Source organism: Flavobacterium fryxellicola (assembly GCF_900143245.1).
GTDB classification, from domain to species: Bacteria; Bacteroidota; Bacteroidia; order Flavobacteriales; family Flavobacteriaceae; genus Flavobacterium; species Flavobacterium fryxellicola.
Map to the genome: position 1 here is coordinate 19,565 of NZ_FRDK01000009.1, position 15,859 is coordinate 35,423.

Consider the following 15,859-nt stretch of genomic DNA (forward strand, 5'->3'; position numbering starts at 1 on the left):
TATAATTTTTTCAATTTTAAGTATCATTTACTTTTTGATAATTTACCTCTAGCATTATTTAGATGATTTAATTTGTTCTTATAATACCCGCAGTTGGTACATTAATTTTAACCAAACCATTGAATCTAATTTTTTCTTTTCGAATAAATTCACCTGTACAGTTGTAAATAAAAACATTGCGAATGCCGAAATCTTTGTTGCAATCAAATACCAAACTATTTTTGTGAGTTGCATTAACGATCAGCAAATTTTTATTTATATTCTTTGGCGATATCACAGTGGGCTGATAAGCAACAACTGCTGTTTTATTTTCCAAAGATACTTCTGACCATCTGTAATTTGCTTCTGGGCCATAATTATAAGCTTGTCCTCGGGTCAGCACTTCATTAAATTCTTTCCACTGTAGTAACAAAAACTGAAGCATTTTTAAATGAGATGAACTCATTTTGGTTAAATCTGTAGAAATTTGCGGCACGGATAGAAAGGTTTGTAACAATTGTAATGCTGCTATTTCTGTATCTTCATTTTGGTTCCAAGCTAGTGGATCGGCGTGTATAACTTGCTTATTTAAATTACGAGCATCTAATGTACGCGTACGATTCTCTAATATATTGTTAGGACAATCTATCGCCCGAAACATATTAGCATACTGCTGCAATACTGGATTTGTAAAAAATTGTCTGTATTCGATAAGAACATCAGGATTTATAGCTTTGGTTTGACTGTATATATCTGCTAATAATTTTACAGTTGCTTCTTCAACACTTTCATAGTCGCGACCATTTCCCATTGGTAGATTTTTAGGAGCGAATCTTGAATTTATCAAATCCATAAAATCGATTTTGAAACCATCTATTTTACTATCTTTTAGCAACGAAACCAAACGATCAGTAAGATGTTTTCGCACTTCTGGAAAACGTGGATCAACAACCCATGCGCTTGCCCAGTCGGCCTTGTAAAGCATTTTATCCTTCAGTTTTTCATATATTTCTGATTTTTCACCTATCATACTTGGTGCGACCCACAGCATATATTTCAAACCAAGGTCATGAACTTTTTCAACGTGTTGGTTAAAATCAGTAAATCTTTGAGTATTAATTTTCCAATCGCCATTATAGGCACAATAACCTGATTTAGCATCATAAGCTTTTTGCCATCCATCATCAACAATTATTGTCTCACAACCAATTTTTACAGCAAGTTCTGCTTGTTGTTCTATATTTTTGGCGTTTAATCCATCTGTTTTTAAAGCATACCAAGTACAATAAAAAGGAGCGTGCGCTTTTTTAGGGATTGAAGCAAAACTTAATTGGTTTTCAACTTTCCACCATTCTAGTAAATCCGTCTGTGCATCGTTATAATTAATTGCCCTGTTGTCAAATCGAATTTTCACTTTATAGGATTCTAAAGCGGTGGTTACATAAGAAAAAAGTCCAATTTTAATATCAAATCCTACACCATTTTCTTCATTCTCACCAATTTGTAAAGTAGTTGGATAAACCAGTTCAGATACAGCAAGTGTTAATCGATTCGTATTATCATTATTGATTAAGGTCATGCTGGGCTGATCCATCATAGCTGAGGTAAAAGCTGGTTTAGCGTTAAAACTTACAGGTATCATCCTCGAAATTGGGTAATGATAAAGTGATGTTGGTTCATTTAAACCATCGGCACCGTAAGGACCTAAATAACTTTGAATATCAATTGAAGCTTGCTTGAACTTGATTGTGATAGGCGCCGGAATTGCTTTCTTTTGAGTAGATAGACTAATTTCAACTTCTTCAATACCCGGAGCAATTGTAGTAACTTTTACAGCACGACTAAAATTTTTATCCTCGCCTTCAATACTTAAATCTAATTTACCAACGGGGTAAGACTGAGCAATCGTAATTTGAGCCAAAAAAAGAAGTATTGTTAGTGCTGTTGTTTTCATTTAGTGATATATTATTGATTGTGAAAAAATTTATTTATTATAAAAACTTATGTTTAAAATAGCTTATTTACAAAAATATGTTTGAGAAATACTTCCCATATAAAAAAATGCAAAAAAAGTACATATTTATAATTCACTTAAAGCTCGCATAACTATCGTGCGGAATAAATCCTTTGACCAGTTAATTAGAGCGAGCTCAGAATGACAAACATAAAATGAATTACTCTGTTTATTAAAATATTATTTCTGAATCATAACTTTTAACGTTTTAATTAAACCGTTATCATCAGATACTTTTAAAAAATACATTCCGTTTATAATTGAATCTACATTAAATTCAACTGCATTTGTGCCCTCACTTATTTGAGAATATTTATTTTCTTTTTGTACACGACCTTGTAAATCGTATAAAGCTAAAGTCATATTATCTTTTGACTTTCCAGAAAAATAGACTGTTAATAAATCTTTCACAGGATTAGGATACGCAAATACAACATCAGTCGAAGCCTCAAATTTATCTACTGAAAGAGTAAGATTTTCCTCTACAATTGAAACATCATCAAAATATGCAGGTATGTTTACACCCGCTACAAAAAACCTTAGTGCAACAAAGCCTGTAAAACTACTGGTGTAAGTGTACGGTCCATAACTCGTTTGCGTGGTTGTTAATGGAATATTGCCAATAGTGTGAAGGGTGCCAAAAGGCGATACGTCTTGCAATAATCTAAATGTAATGACCCTAGCCGCATCAGCATTTGCTTTAAAGGATATTATATAGTTTTTATCCTTTACTAAAAATACTCTCGTACTTAATTGTATGTTATCAATTCCAGTAGTTGTACCTAGGCTAGAAGCAGTAACCTTACCTACATTTGTCGTTGACGGAGGCAAAGCCACAGAAGTTATAGTGGCAGCCCCGCCATTACGATACGTTAAGCTCCATCCTGTGGTATCTGCATCAAAGGTTGGGTTAGTAACCATATTTGTGCCAGCAGGTGGAAGCACAGGTATTACTGTGAGTATTTGAGTCACACTTTTTGCAGGATTTGTATTGCCATCACCACCTTGTGACGCAGTAATAGTAGTAGTACCTGGATTTACCAAACGAATTTGACCAGATACGATTGTTGCCACGCCACCTGCAGAGCTCGTATAAGTTATTGGTAAACCCGCAGAGGAAATGGCTCCAGGATTAAAATCTGCCTCGTTAACCACTTTTGTCGGCAATGAATTAAATGTGATAGTTTGCAATATTTTAGTACCATCATAACCATAGCCCGTTATTGCAAAATTATAAGGATTCTCGTCAGCATCGTTATTGGCAATGCTTACCGTGCCTGGAAATACCGCCACCGACGTAGGGGCAAATCTTACCTGAAAAGTTACCGAACCATTAGCAGAGACCGTGGCAGGCGCATCTGTTTCTAGTGAAAATCCCGTACCTGCAACTACAACCTTTGGCGTACCTGTCAAGTTTAGCACTAAATCACCAATGTTTTGGATGGTAAATGTTACTATTTGAGGAGCAGTCGATGCAACATCACCAAAATCAAAACTTCCAGTATTGTCAGGAATATTTACAATTCCTTGTTTTACCAGCATTTCTGGACGTGCAATAACTGTTGGGTTTTCATAAGCGCCCATATCACTAGCAAAACCTATTGGACGAGCAAGCCCTAAAACATCGTTGGCAGCAAACTGTCCCGCTGTATTACTCCCATTGTTAACCGCGGGGCTAGTGTTTTGTAACCGAAAGTTTGCAGTCGCATCTAACGCTACGGTAACAAAGTTTGGATTGCCAGTTTTGTCATTAGACCCATTTCTAAAAGATGGCCCGTTAAAATACAAGTTATAGTCGTAGACAGCACCAGCATCATTTGCATTGCAGTTTCCTCCTGTGCGGGCAAACATGATGTTGTTAAATATTTTTACATCACTGCACTCCTGTCCAAAAATCTCTGCATAGCCCACTACCGTTCCGTTATTGTATGCGGTATTGTTGATGATATCAACTCTTACAGCTTGATAAGCATGAATACCGCTTCCCCCGTTATTATAGGACACATTGTTTTCTACTAATGTGCGACCTGTGTAGACTGGTTTACCTTGAGTTCCGTTATTTGCATCTATAATAATTCCATTTCCATCTGATAAATTATCAACTCCACTTAAAGACCTTCTCCATTTAATTTGGGTTTTGTTGCCGTAACAAATGTTACCACGGATGATTATTTTGTAAGTAGTAACGGCATCAATTGCTTGTGGCCCAAAAATGCTTATCCCGCTGGTAGCATACATAGTATACCAAGAATTGTTGTAAACTAGGTTGTTTTCTATAGTGATATAATCTGCTGCACCAACACCAATGCCTCCTGCGGGAAAATCATGAACTTTTAAATTTCTAATGATAATGTGATGTGGATTTCCTGTTTTAGCTACCGATATAGCGTTCGTATTAAAATTTGCATTAAAAGTAGGCGGTGATATCTTAGATTGTTCGTAAGATGCTTGCGCACCTGCAAGCGTAAGGTTGGCATTATTACCCTCCAACTCTAAACCTTCAAAAACAATATAAGACGCATCAATTACCACAGCATCCCATACGTTTCCTGATGCCGTTAACTTTGGTGAATGCCCAGCGAGGGGTTTAAAAGTGATGTAATTACTAGCATTACCACTTCTATTAATTGTTAATAATGGTCCATTAGTGCTATTGTAGTTTCCATCCATAATATATACCGTTGAACCTGGATTAGTCGAGTTGGCAGCTCTTTGAATGGTTCTAAAAGCAGTAGCAGGTGTTAATCCATTGTTCTCTTCAACACCGGTAAGTGCTGAAACATAATAGTCTGTGGCCCATAAATGACCAGACATTAAGCTTAGAAGAAATACTAAAATAAGCTTGAATTTCATTTTTTTAAAATAATTTTTTTCCATTTTCTTATATTTTAGACGTTAATCAAATTTTTTATTTGTGTTTTAATCCTGTTATATAATCAGCAATAGTTATACTATTACTTTGCAACTTCTTTTTAAAAATATTCTAAAATTGCAATCAATAAAATTCTTTTTGGAGCATAACATTTTTGTTTATTAACCTTGATTTTTCAGTAGGTTGGCCTCCGCCAATCGAAAATTCATAAATTCCGTTCAAAGGTTTACTATCCCCATTATTATCTACAGCAGAAACATTATCTCTGTTAATTTTAAAAACAACTTTTTTGCTCTCACCAGCTTTTAATGCAATACGTTCAAAACCCTTAAGATCTCTGATAGAATTATTATTGTCATTGTTTTTATTGGTAACATACAATTGCACAACTTCATCGCCATTTCTATCTCCTGTATTTGTGACTTTAGCTTCTATAATAATTTCATCGCTATTAGAAGCATTTGATATTTTAAGCTCATTATATTCGAAAGTAGTATAACTTAATCCAAAACCAAAGGGATACAATGGCTCTCCTTTGAAGTAACGATAGGTTCTGTTTTGCATACTGTAATCTTCAAAATCAGGTAATTGACTAACATTTTTATAAAAAGTGACCGGTAAGCGACCTGCGGGATTATAATCTCCAAATAAGACATCTGCGATAGCCTCTCCTCCCTCCTGTCCTGGATACCACGCTTGAATAATTGCTGGAATATTTTCGGCTTCCCATTCAAACCCCATAGCACCACCAGACATATTAATAAACACCACAGGTTTCCCGGTTGCATTTAAAGCTTTTAGAACTGCCGTTTGAACTGCTGGCAATTCAATATTTGTTCTATCTCCTCCTTTGAATCCTTCTACAGAAACTGGCATGGCCTCTCCTTCTAACTTTGCCGAAATCCCTCCTACAAACACAATAACATCTGCATCTTTTACACGTTCCGCAATTTGTTCGGGTGATAGTTTTTCAATTTTACCTGCATCAAATTTAATTTCTGCATTATCTGTATATTGCAAATGCTCAATTACTACTTTATATTTTTGTCCTTTAATCGCATTGAAAGTATAATATCCCGTCTTTAAATCGGTTTCAATTTTCTTTTCACCATTAATAAATAGTTTGCAGCGGTCATCTCCTTGTAAAGCAAAAGATACTTCTCCTGAACTGTCTGGAATATATTCCGAAGTCCAACGCATTGAAATACTATTGGCGATCACACCTTCGGCAACAAGTTCACCATCACCCCATTGAAAATCAATCTTTTTATCTAATTTTACTACAGCTGGTACACCCTCCCATTTTGTGTTTTTAAAATACTCTCCATTAAAACCTTGTTGCCCTTTATAATTAAATTGGCTCGGCTTATACTGCGATTTAAACACTTCATTATCTGCTATATTTACTCCCTGCTCATAAATTATTTCACCCTTAAATTTTGATTTAACCCCCTCTAAGACAGATACTAACTCTGATGGAAACCCATAGTAATTTGATAATAAAACAGACTCATCTGCTGCATTAGGTCCTACTATCGCTATCTTTTTTATGTTTTTATTTATCGGTAATGTATTACTTTCATTCTTTAACAAAACCATAGATTCTTGTGCCATTTTTAACGCATGTGCTTTATGCTCTTTCGCCTCTAAGGCACTCAAATCAATGTTTGAAAAAGGAACTTTAGATAAAGGGTCAAACATCCCTAAACGAAACCTGATGGTAAATAACCTTTTAACTGAGGTATTGATTTCGGTTTCTGTCAACAACCCATCTGCAAGTGCTTTTGATAAGGCATTGTAAGCAGGATCGCCCGAACATTCACAATCAGTACCATGCAATACCGCGGCTGCGGCGGCACTTTCTTTATTGGGATGGGTTTTATGAGTTTTCCAAAAATGATTAATTCCCCCACAGTCCGATGTGACGTATCCTTTAAAATTCCATTTTTCTCTTAAAATGGAAGTCATTAATTTATCATTACCACAGCAGGGCTGCCCATCAAATGCATTATAAGCACACATAACTCCACTTACTTTTGCATCAACAATTAAATCTTTAAAAGCTGGCAGGTATGTGTTCCATAAATCATAATCTGACACTTCCGCATTAAACGTACTTCTATTCCATTCAGGACCGCTATGTACTGCATAATGTTTAGCACATGCCGATGCTTTTAAATAATTAGGATTATCACCTTCTATACCTCTCACAAAGGCTTTACCTAAGGAGCCAGTTAAAAATGGATCTTCTCCATAGGTTTCTTGGCCTCGACCCCATCGTGGATCACGAAAAATATTTATATTCGGAGACCAGTAAGTCAAACCTAAATAAATACCAGTATTTCCTTTTTTTTGAGAATCATTATAGATAGCTCGTCCTTCAGTTGCACAATAATCAGCCATGGTTTGCATTGCCGATGGATTCCAGCCCGCAGCCATTCCTATAGCTTGAGGATAGGATGTTACATGATATGGCGTTCTAGCAACTCCATGTAATGTTTCATTCCACCAATTGTATGCAGGAATCCCTAAACGAGGAATGGCTGGCGATTTATTTACCATTTGACTGATTTTTTCCTCAATAGTCATAAGAGAAACTAAATTATCTACTCGTTCCTCCAATTGCAAAGTTGAATCCTGAAAAGAATGAGCGTGTAAAACCTTGTTTGAACACGAATTCATGATCAACAGTGTTAAAAAAAAACTTGAAGTTAGTATTATTCTTTTTCTCATTTTATTATTACTATTTTGCAATTACTGATTTTATATCTAGAACTTTTTATGATATTTCGTTATCCATTATGGATAAATGAAACCAAATTTTTTTATGCATTTAGCTGTTGCTTTTTATTTAATTTCACCATTAACTGTAATAAAATGAGATTCAAAACATATTCTGCATACCGCTCTCACTTAATAACAAAAATCTACTTGCGTATAATTTCTAAATATTTCTGGGCAAATCGTTTACCAAGCATCCTTTGAGATTTAGAATCAAAATGTAAATCATCTCCAATACTTTTAAAATCTTTACTTTTTACCAAAAAGGCATACGGCTCTAAAAAAACATTCTGCTGTATTTGTTTGTTAATTACTTTTTCTTTTGAATTATTTTTTCTAAACATCCCAATTTCAGCGGTTAAAATGATTAATTTATCATTTTCAGTCGTACGTCTAAATTCAGTAAATAACTTTTTTAACTTGGTTTTATAATTAAATATTTCTTTAGATAAAACATCACTTTCGCCCTGATGCCATAAAACTCCTTTTATAATGCCATTTTTCTTTGCCCATGAAACTTGACCCTTTAAATTAGAAAGCAATTTTACATTGCGATGTATTGAATCACCAATCCACTTATCGATCGAACTTCCTCCAACCGCCGCGGGAATTAGCAAAACACAAATAGAATCTGGAACATTCTTTATCAATTCTTTCGCAAAAGCAAGTCCACAACTTAGTCCCTTTTTGTCCGATTCAAAAAAACTGATTGGCTCCTTAGCCATTATAATTTTATTTTCAATATTAATTGCTACTATTCTATCATTAGCAATCGTATCCCTCGGAGCTACAATCGCTCGTCCAGCCATGTTTGACTGACCAGCTAAAATAAATATCCAAGTATTTTCCTTCGAATAGCTTTTGACTGGATATTCCTCTTTGTTAGGAAAAACAGACATTTTGTCAAACTCTTGACTGTAAATAGAATTCCAGTTAGCTAACAAAAACAATAGAAATAAGTATTTCATATTAGTTGATTGTTTGATAAAAGTCACAGATAAAAATCTATGCTGTATTTTCGCATTTAATTTGTCGGATTTAATTGAATTAGACTTTTATCAGCAATTAAAATTGGACTGTCATAAATAGGAATATTTTTAAACGTATAAACTGCATTTTTCACTGACCATTGATCTTTTGGGATTTGATAAATAGAACCTGTAATAATGTCAACATATACTGGATCGCTAATATTAGCATTAGCAATTGTAAAATCAAATGTTTTTTTATCCAATGAGTTGGAGGGAATTCCTTCGCTTTCCCAAATAGTAAACAACTGCTGTTTAGACTCTTTGTTTTGGTAAGCGTAAACCTCAAATCTTCTGTCGGTACTTTTAGTAATCGCTAAATGAAGTGGATTTTCAGGCACATAATTCCTGTTATGAGTTTCTTTTACCTCTTCAATACGTTCCAACGTATTATCAAAAACCGAAGCCACATTTTGAGCCGCATAGTATGCCATTTTTAGTCGGATGGCTTTTTTAGTTGAATCTGATTCAATAATTCCTTTCACATTTAGTTTAGTAATAGGACCTCCTGTGTAAGCAATATCTATAATAGTAAACAAACTGTTTTCTACGTCATGACCCAAATCTCCAAGCATTCGTCTAGTATTCCACTTAGCTTGAGATATCTCTGACCAATCATGATCACCAATTGCGCCTCTATTACTGCCTCCCTTGGAAGGAGCTCCGTTTTCTCCTTGTCGCAAAGTCATTTTTGGGGCGTATTTATGTAGTAAACTTTTTAATTTTTCAACTTTATCGTAATTGGAATCGGGGTTATACACATAATCATGGTATACCATGTTATCAAACAAATGCATCTTTTTCTGACTTGCGATAATTTCAAAAAAATCTTCTGCAAAATCTAAATCAATATGTCCCATGGCCAATCCAGAAATTTTCGATTCAGGCTGAATTTTTTTTATAATTTCTGCTGTTCTAATATTTAATTCAGCTGTAATTTTTGCAGAATTGATAGTATTGTCACCAAAATTTGGTTCATTCCAAACCTCCCATTCTACTACTTTATTTTTATAACGTTTTACCATTGCAGTAACCCAATTATCCCATGCTTTAAGTGCCTCTTCTGATTTTGGAATTCCTGCTGATAAATTGACGCCTCCGCCACCTTCATAAATCGAGTTTCCATAAGATAACTGCAGCCAAGGCTGTAATCCTTTTTTTGTCGCATCATTTACAATATGATCCAACCAAGACCAGTCGTAAACACCTTTTACTGTTTCCGTCTTTGCCCATCCTGTTTGAACCCTAATTCTTTTAATTCCAAGTGGCGCTAAATAATCTTTATAAGAATCATAATTAGCATAATCACGATCAAGTGTTTCACAACCAATGATCCAATTTGAGGCTTTAATATCTTTAACATTTCGTGATTTGATTTTACCTAAAAGCGGGTACTTTATTTCAGCATTTTGAGCTTGGCTACAGCCAAAAGTCAAGAAAGTTAGCACTATAATTATTAATTGTTTTACAAGACTCATTTTGAAGAATATTAGGGAGAGTTAAATTTGTTTTGGTAATGAGACAACCTTTACTGCTATGTGCACGGGCACACAATTATAAGAATGCCTAATTGTTCTAACAAAAGAATGAATAATAAAATTTATAACCAAATTTATTTCTGATATAATTTAATTATTCGAAAATTATAATGAATATCATAATCAAATGTGGTCAATTTCATTAATAATTCAACAGGATAAAATTATACGGTTAAAATAATTTGAGTTTAAAGCGTAATAGAAATGCAATCACTAACAAAGCATTATCAGTTCTTAAGAGGATGAAAAATACGTCTCGAAATATATTAATTTGTGAATTAAAATGGTAGAATTAAATTAGATGAATTTTCTAGATTAAAACTATTTTTACACACTTGGTGCCTGTGCGAACTGTTTTTCGTGACTTAAAGCGAAACAGTAAAAAATGAAAGTCATTTAAAATAAGGAATAGATATAGAGCTAAGATATTTAAAAAATTTTTTGCATTTAAAAGGATTTATCTCATTTTAGAGCTTTTTTTAAAAAAGTTTAATTCTTAACAATAGTGTAGAACCTTTATATGAAAAAGGCTAGCTCACTGTATTGTGAAGTAGCCTTTCAAAAAAAAAATGTTATAAAATATCTTGTATTTTTTACAAGCTATCGCTAATTTGTGTCAGAATTTATTTTGTCTCAATTACATTTAACTTTTTTGAAAATTTTATATCCTCAGACGAAGCTCCAACCATGATTGTGAAGGTTCCTGGTTCAAGAACCCATTTCATATCTTGATTATAAAATGATAAATCTGATGGTGTCAATGTTAACACGATTTTTTGTTTTTCGCCAGGCTGCAAGCCTATTTTTTTGAATCCTTTTAATTCTTTCATAGGTCTTGAAACTGATGAAACATCATCACCTACATACAATTGAACGACTTCTTCACCAAAAATTTTACCTGTGTTTGTAATTTCTATACTTACTTCAACACTATCTCCTTTTTTAATAGTTTCAGAAGACAATTTTAAATTAGAATATTCAAAATTTGTATAACTTAATCCGTAACCAAATGGGTAAAGTGGCGTTGCTGGAATATCTAAGTACTTATTATTCCATCGGTTTGGATTTGGTTGTCCGTTTACATCATGTGAAGTTCTTTTGTAATTATAAAAAATTGGTATTTGTCCCGTATTTCTTGGAAATGAAACAGTTAATTTTCCAGAAGGATTGTATTTCCCTAAAAGCACATCCGAAACCGCTAAACCAGCCATTGTTCCAGGAAACCAAGCTTCTAAAATAGCAGTACTGTGTTTTTCTACCAGTTGTAAATCAAAAGGACGACCGTTAAACAACACAGTCACGATAGGCTTTCCTGTTTCTGCAATAGCTTTTAGCAAATCTTCCTGAGCACCGGGTAAATCAATATTGGAAATACTTCCACCTTCTCCACTCATCCAGTATTCTTCTCCTAATGCTAAAATAACTAAATCTGATTGAGAGGCTAATTTTACTGCTGCAGGAATCAATTCTAGTCCTTTTGGTTCAAAGCCTTCTAATATAATTCCTTCGGCATATTCAATTACAACATCTTTACCAACAGTTTGCTTTAATCCTTCCAATAGTGAAACAACATCTTCTGGTTTTCCCTGAGAATAATCTCCTCCCCACCAAGAAAACATATCTTTTTTGCGGGTAGCCAAAGGACCAATTACTGCAATTTTTTTAACTGACGATTTCAGTGGCAGAATTCCGTCTTTGTTTTTTAGCAAAACCATACTTTCTACTGCGGTTTTTCTAGCAAATTCTAAATGTTTAGGATTTAATAATGTTTCTTTTTCACGTGCTTCGTTAAAAAATTTATAAGGATCTTCAAAGAGACCTAATTTTTGCTTGGCTATCAAAACTCTTCTCACGGCTTTGTCAATGACTGCGACTTTAACTTTACCTTCATTTACCAATTCTTTTAGATACTTTAGATACAATCCACTTGTCATATCTAGATCAACTTCGGAGTTTATTGTCATCAGTACTGCGTCTTTCTGATTCGCAGCCGCACCAATTTTAACAAGATTATTAATCGTTGACCAATCGGTTATTAACATGCCTTTAAAACCTAATTCTTTTCTTAAAATGTCATCGAGCAGCTTTTTGTTGGCTGTTGCTGGTACGCCATCGTAAGTGGAATAAGCACACATTACACTTTCTACACCTGCGTCAATCGCTGCTTTGAAAGGAGGAAGATAAATTTCCCGTAAAGTCCTTTCAGAGAAATCTGAAATATTATAATCTCTCCCCGCTAAAGCTGCTCCATAGCCAGCAAAATGTTTAACGCACGCCATAACATTTTCTCCTGAAGTAAATTTTTTACCCTGAAAACCTTTTACTCTTGCGGCTGAAACCAAACTACCGTAATATGGATCCTCACCAGCGCCCTCAACAATTCGTCCCCATCGTGGATCATTTGTAATATCTACCATCGGCGCGTAAGTTAAATGAATTCCTCCAGCAGCAGCTTCTTTAGCCGCAATACTAGCAGACATTTCAATGTTTTGTAAATTCCAACTCGCTGATTCTCCTAAAGGAGCTGGGAAAATAGTTCGATATCCATGAATCACATCTTCTTGAAACATCATAGGTATGCCTAATCGACTTTGTTCTACAGCAATTTTTTGCAAGTCATAATTTTTCTTGGCACCGTTACTTTTAAGAATTGAGCCAATATCCCCTTTTTTAATTTGATCATTTAAGGAATTTGTTGAGTTGTTCTCATTGACATAAGTGGCTAAATTCAACTGACCTATTTTTTCTTCCAAGGTCATTTTCTTTAATAAAGCCTCTATTTTAGGATTGGAAATAGATTTATTTTGAGCAACAATTGTTTGCGATGTTGCTATCATTAACACTAAAATTGCCCAGACGTTTTTGTGATTCATTTTTATATTTATTTAATTATAATAATTTATTCTTTGTGCTAATCTAATAATTCAGGACTATTATTTTATTTAAATTGCCTTAAAATAAAAAGAGGCATTATCTAACTTGTTCATTGAATTTGCTTTTATTAAGCGAACCTCATAAACCATGTCCGTATTAGAACTACCTACAACTAAAATCTTTCTTTGCATGTTGATTTATTTCGTTTTTAACCAAGTAGTTATTATTCCTTTAGTCTGGCCTGCATCGGCAAAGGGTACCAAATAAATTTTTATAACTTGACCTTTACTTTCGCCATCCATGGCGTAAACCTGATTTCCGCACCAATTTTCTGGTAATATTTTGTCAGAGGTCTTAACCAAGGAAATTGTATCCTTATTTAATACAATTTCTTCAGCTAAAATTTTATTTAATTTTTGATCAAAAACAAGGACTTGTGGTCCTAATTGAAAGCTAATTCGGTTTGGATAACTTTTACCGCCCTCTAATATTTCAACAGGAACTGAAACGCTAATTTCGATTTGGTCTCCTTTTTTCCACGTTCTTTCAATCGATACTAATTCACCTTCCGAATTCTCGATTTTATTATTAATCTTTATTACGAAGTTTTTTGCCCAATACGGTTTACGAAATAAAACTTTGAATTTTGCGGTTTTAGAAGGACTGACTGATATTAAGATTTTGCCATCAGTTGCGAGATTTGTTGTAGTTTTAAATGTCACCTTTACTCCACCTCTTAAGTTTGTTTTATAAACTCCCGCTTCATAAAATAGAAATGCAGGAGTTTCATTAATTTCGCCATTTACAAACATAGGAATCATTGCAATTCCTCTTGGAATGCTAGACATGCAACAGGTTATATTAGTACCATATTCCTTCTTGCCCATAAGAGCCGTATAGTAACTCACACCACCAGTTTGTGGATCTTCCGCTCCTATTAAATGATTATAAACAGAACGTTCCAACTCATCTAAATATTTAATATCTCCCATTGTGCAAAATAATTGATAATTTAATTGAAGCCAAGTAGTGGTAACACAGCCCTCGCCCATATGCACATGATTTTCACCTGGTAATACAAAATCATCTTGAAAATGTTCCATTGAACTCGTTGTTCCTGTAATGTATAATCTTTTGGAGGCGATGTCATTCCAAGCCAAAAGCACGGGTTTTAAGAATGATGGATCGTTTGTAACTCGATATAGCTTGATGATGCCTACAATATTGGACATCATTTCATAAGCTTTACCATTTGCTATTTTGTCCACCCTCTTCAATGAATCGAGATCCGTAATAATGCGGGGTCCATTTGAGCTATCGTAACTTTTTATGATATAGTAACAAAAATCCAAGTATTTTTTATCTCCGGTGAAACGATATAAGTCAGTCATTGGATCAATAATACTGGTCGCCGCCATACCCACATGCGCCCCCGATTTAATAATGTTTTTTTGATCTGGATCTTCTCCAAATTTGGCACATATTAAATCACCTATTTTTTTGCAAGCTTGTAATGCAGGTTCAAATCCTGATAGTTCATAATATCTTAGTAATCCAATTATATTATACTTGTGAGACCAAACATCCCAACTTGTCCAATGACTGTTTTCATCATAAGTGCCCAAATACCCATCTTGTAATTGAGCTGCAATGAGCTGTTGTGCTGTCCTGTCAATTTGTATTTTCAACCTAGCATCGCCATTGTTAGCATAAGTGTTGCATGCGGCTTCTAAAAATTTACCCACATGTTCCCCAATCCAAGAATGTGCACCAGGACGATTTATAAATCCGGTTAAAATTGCCTCTTCATCGACTTTATATAACCTCTTTTTTGTATTTATATCAATTTTTTCACCTAGCCAACCTTCGATTTTTAAATGATTAATTTCTGGATTCTGAAATTTCTCCTTTACTAAATATGCCGTCTGTGGCACTGTCTTATTGTAAACGATGTTTTCAAAACCATATTCAGCATTCCAACTTTGAGAATATTGAAACTGAGGAATTGTCAATGTATAAACTACTTTTATGAAAGGAGTAACAGCTTTATATAGGAAGGTAATTGTATTTGTCCCTGCCACAAGCTCAACATCCTTTTCAAAAGCGTTTACCTTTTCACCTTTGAAACTGTAAAAAGCAGCTACTACTTTTCCTTTTAAAATTTTAGTAGAGCTATTACTAATATTTATTTGATAATATAAAGATTCGTTGGCAATAGGTGTTGCAATATCTCCATTTTTTAAATTAGTTGAATATTTAAAAAATAGATCAGCTGAGGCTGATTTAAAAGTAGGTGTTTTAGATATTAAAAAATGTCCCCAATGTGTCATTCGAATTGCTAATATGTTTTCCTTATCCCATAAAATATGATCTTGCTCAATTAAGTAATTTCTATTTGTGTCCCCTGATGTATTTGATCCAATTAATTTTCCATTCAAATAAGTTTCATCACTTTGTCTAATTTTACCCATAGAAAGACTTAACGATCCTGTTTTTTCATATTCCTTTTTTAAACTAGACGGAATAAAAACTTTTTTTCGCAGCCATAAAACCCGAACTGCTGTAGTTTTTATGTCATCTTTCCACTCTAATCTATCAAGATCAGCCCAACTCGAATCATTAAAGTTGGCCTTACTAAATTCAGGTTGATCAGTATTTGTGATGTATTTCCATTTGCCATTAATAGACAACTCTTGCGAAAAAACAGTCCCAGTACTTGCACAAGCAAAAAGAAATGCTAAAAATATACTTTTCATTTTTTACTGCTATATTT

The 15,859-nt window shown here is 34.1% G+C and carries 8 protein-coding genes; all 8 read right to left on the reverse strand.

All coding sequences use genetic code 11. The features are described from left to right. Positions 1-67: 67 nt before the first annotated feature. Positions 68-1,933, reverse strand: coding sequence for a glycoside hydrolase family 36 protein (locus BUA03_RS12620; protein WP_066082837.1), 1,866 nt, complete (start codon positions 1,931-1,933; stop codon positions 68-70). A 240-nt stretch (positions 1,934-2,173) separates the two neighbouring features. Beyond that, positions 2,174-4,870: a choice-of-anchor D domain-containing protein gene (locus tag BUA03_RS12625; protein WP_066082835.1), complete on the reverse strand. Its 2,697-nt coding sequence runs from the start codon at positions 4,868-4,870 to the stop codon at positions 2,174-2,176. A gap of 118 nt (positions 4,871-4,988) precedes the next feature. Next, positions 4,989-7,547: a glycoside hydrolase family 3 C-terminal domain-containing protein gene (locus BUA03_RS12630; RefSeq protein WP_211266396.1), complete on the reverse strand. Its 2,559-nt coding sequence runs from the start codon at positions 7,545-7,547 to the stop codon at positions 4,989-4,991. Between the two features lie 245 nt (positions 7,548-7,792). After that, on the reverse strand, positions 7,793-8,614 hold the full coding sequence (locus BUA03_RS12635; protein ID WP_066082831.1) for a sialate O-acetylesterase: 822 nt from the start codon (positions 8,612-8,614) through the stop codon (positions 7,793-7,795). A 56-nt stretch (positions 8,615-8,670) separates the two neighbouring features. Then, positions 8,671-10,152, reverse strand: coding sequence for a glycoside hydrolase family protein (locus tag BUA03_RS12640; RefSeq protein WP_066082829.1), 1,482 nt, complete (start codon positions 10,150-10,152; stop codon positions 8,671-8,673). Positions 10,153-10,835: 683 nt separating this feature from the next. After that, positions 10,836-13,085, reverse strand: coding sequence for a beta-glucosidase BglX (gene bglX, locus BUA03_RS12645; protein ID WP_066082827.1), 2,250 nt, complete (start codon positions 13,083-13,085; stop codon positions 10,836-10,838). 69 nt (positions 13,086-13,154) lie between these two features. Then, the gene (locus BUA03_RS17100) at positions 13,155-13,277 is read right to left on the reverse strand and encodes a hypothetical protein (RefSeq protein WP_262489221.1); all 123 of its coding nucleotides are present in this window, start codon (positions 13,275-13,277) and stop codon (positions 13,155-13,157) included. 6 nt (positions 13,278-13,283) lie between these two features. Continuing rightward, on the reverse strand, positions 13,284-15,842 hold the full coding sequence (locus BUA03_RS12650; protein ID WP_066082825.1) for a beta-L-arabinofuranosidase domain-containing protein: 2,559 nt from the start codon (positions 15,840-15,842) through the stop codon (positions 13,284-13,286). Between the last annotated feature and the right edge of the window lie 17 nt (positions 15,843-15,859).

Excerpts from the sequence above, each read along its gene's own strand:
- BUA03_RS12625 (WP_066082835.1), bottom strand. The coding sequence starts at position 4,870 with ATGGAAAAAAATTATTTTAAAAAAATGAAATTCAAGCTTATTTTAGTA.
- BUA03_RS12635 (WP_066082831.1), bottom strand. The coding sequence starts at position 8,614 with ATGAAATACTTATTTCTATTGTTTTTGTTAGCTAACTGGAATTCTATT.
- BUA03_RS12620 (WP_066082837.1), bottom strand. The coding sequence starts at position 1,933 with ATGAAAACAACAGCACTAACAATACTTCTTTTTTTGGCTCAAATTACG.
- BUA03_RS17100 (WP_262489221.1), bottom strand. The coding sequence starts at position 13,277 with ATGCAAAGAAAGATTTTAGTTGTAGGTAGTTCTAATACGGACATGGTT.
- BUA03_RS12650 (WP_066082825.1), bottom strand. The coding sequence starts at position 15,842 with ATGAAAAGTATATTTTTAGCATTTCTTTTTGCTTGTGCAAGTACTGGG.
- BUA03_RS12640 (WP_066082829.1), bottom strand. The coding sequence starts at position 10,152 with ATGAGTCTTGTAAAACAATTAATAATTATAGTGCTAACTTTCTTGACT.
- BUA03_RS12630 (WP_211266396.1), bottom strand. The coding sequence starts at position 7,547 with ATGAATTCGTGTTCAAACAAGGTTTTACACGCTCATTCTTTTCAGGAT.
- bglX (WP_066082827.1), bottom strand. The coding sequence starts at position 13,085 with ATGAATCACAAAAACGTCTGGGCAATTTTAGTGTTAATGATAGCAACA.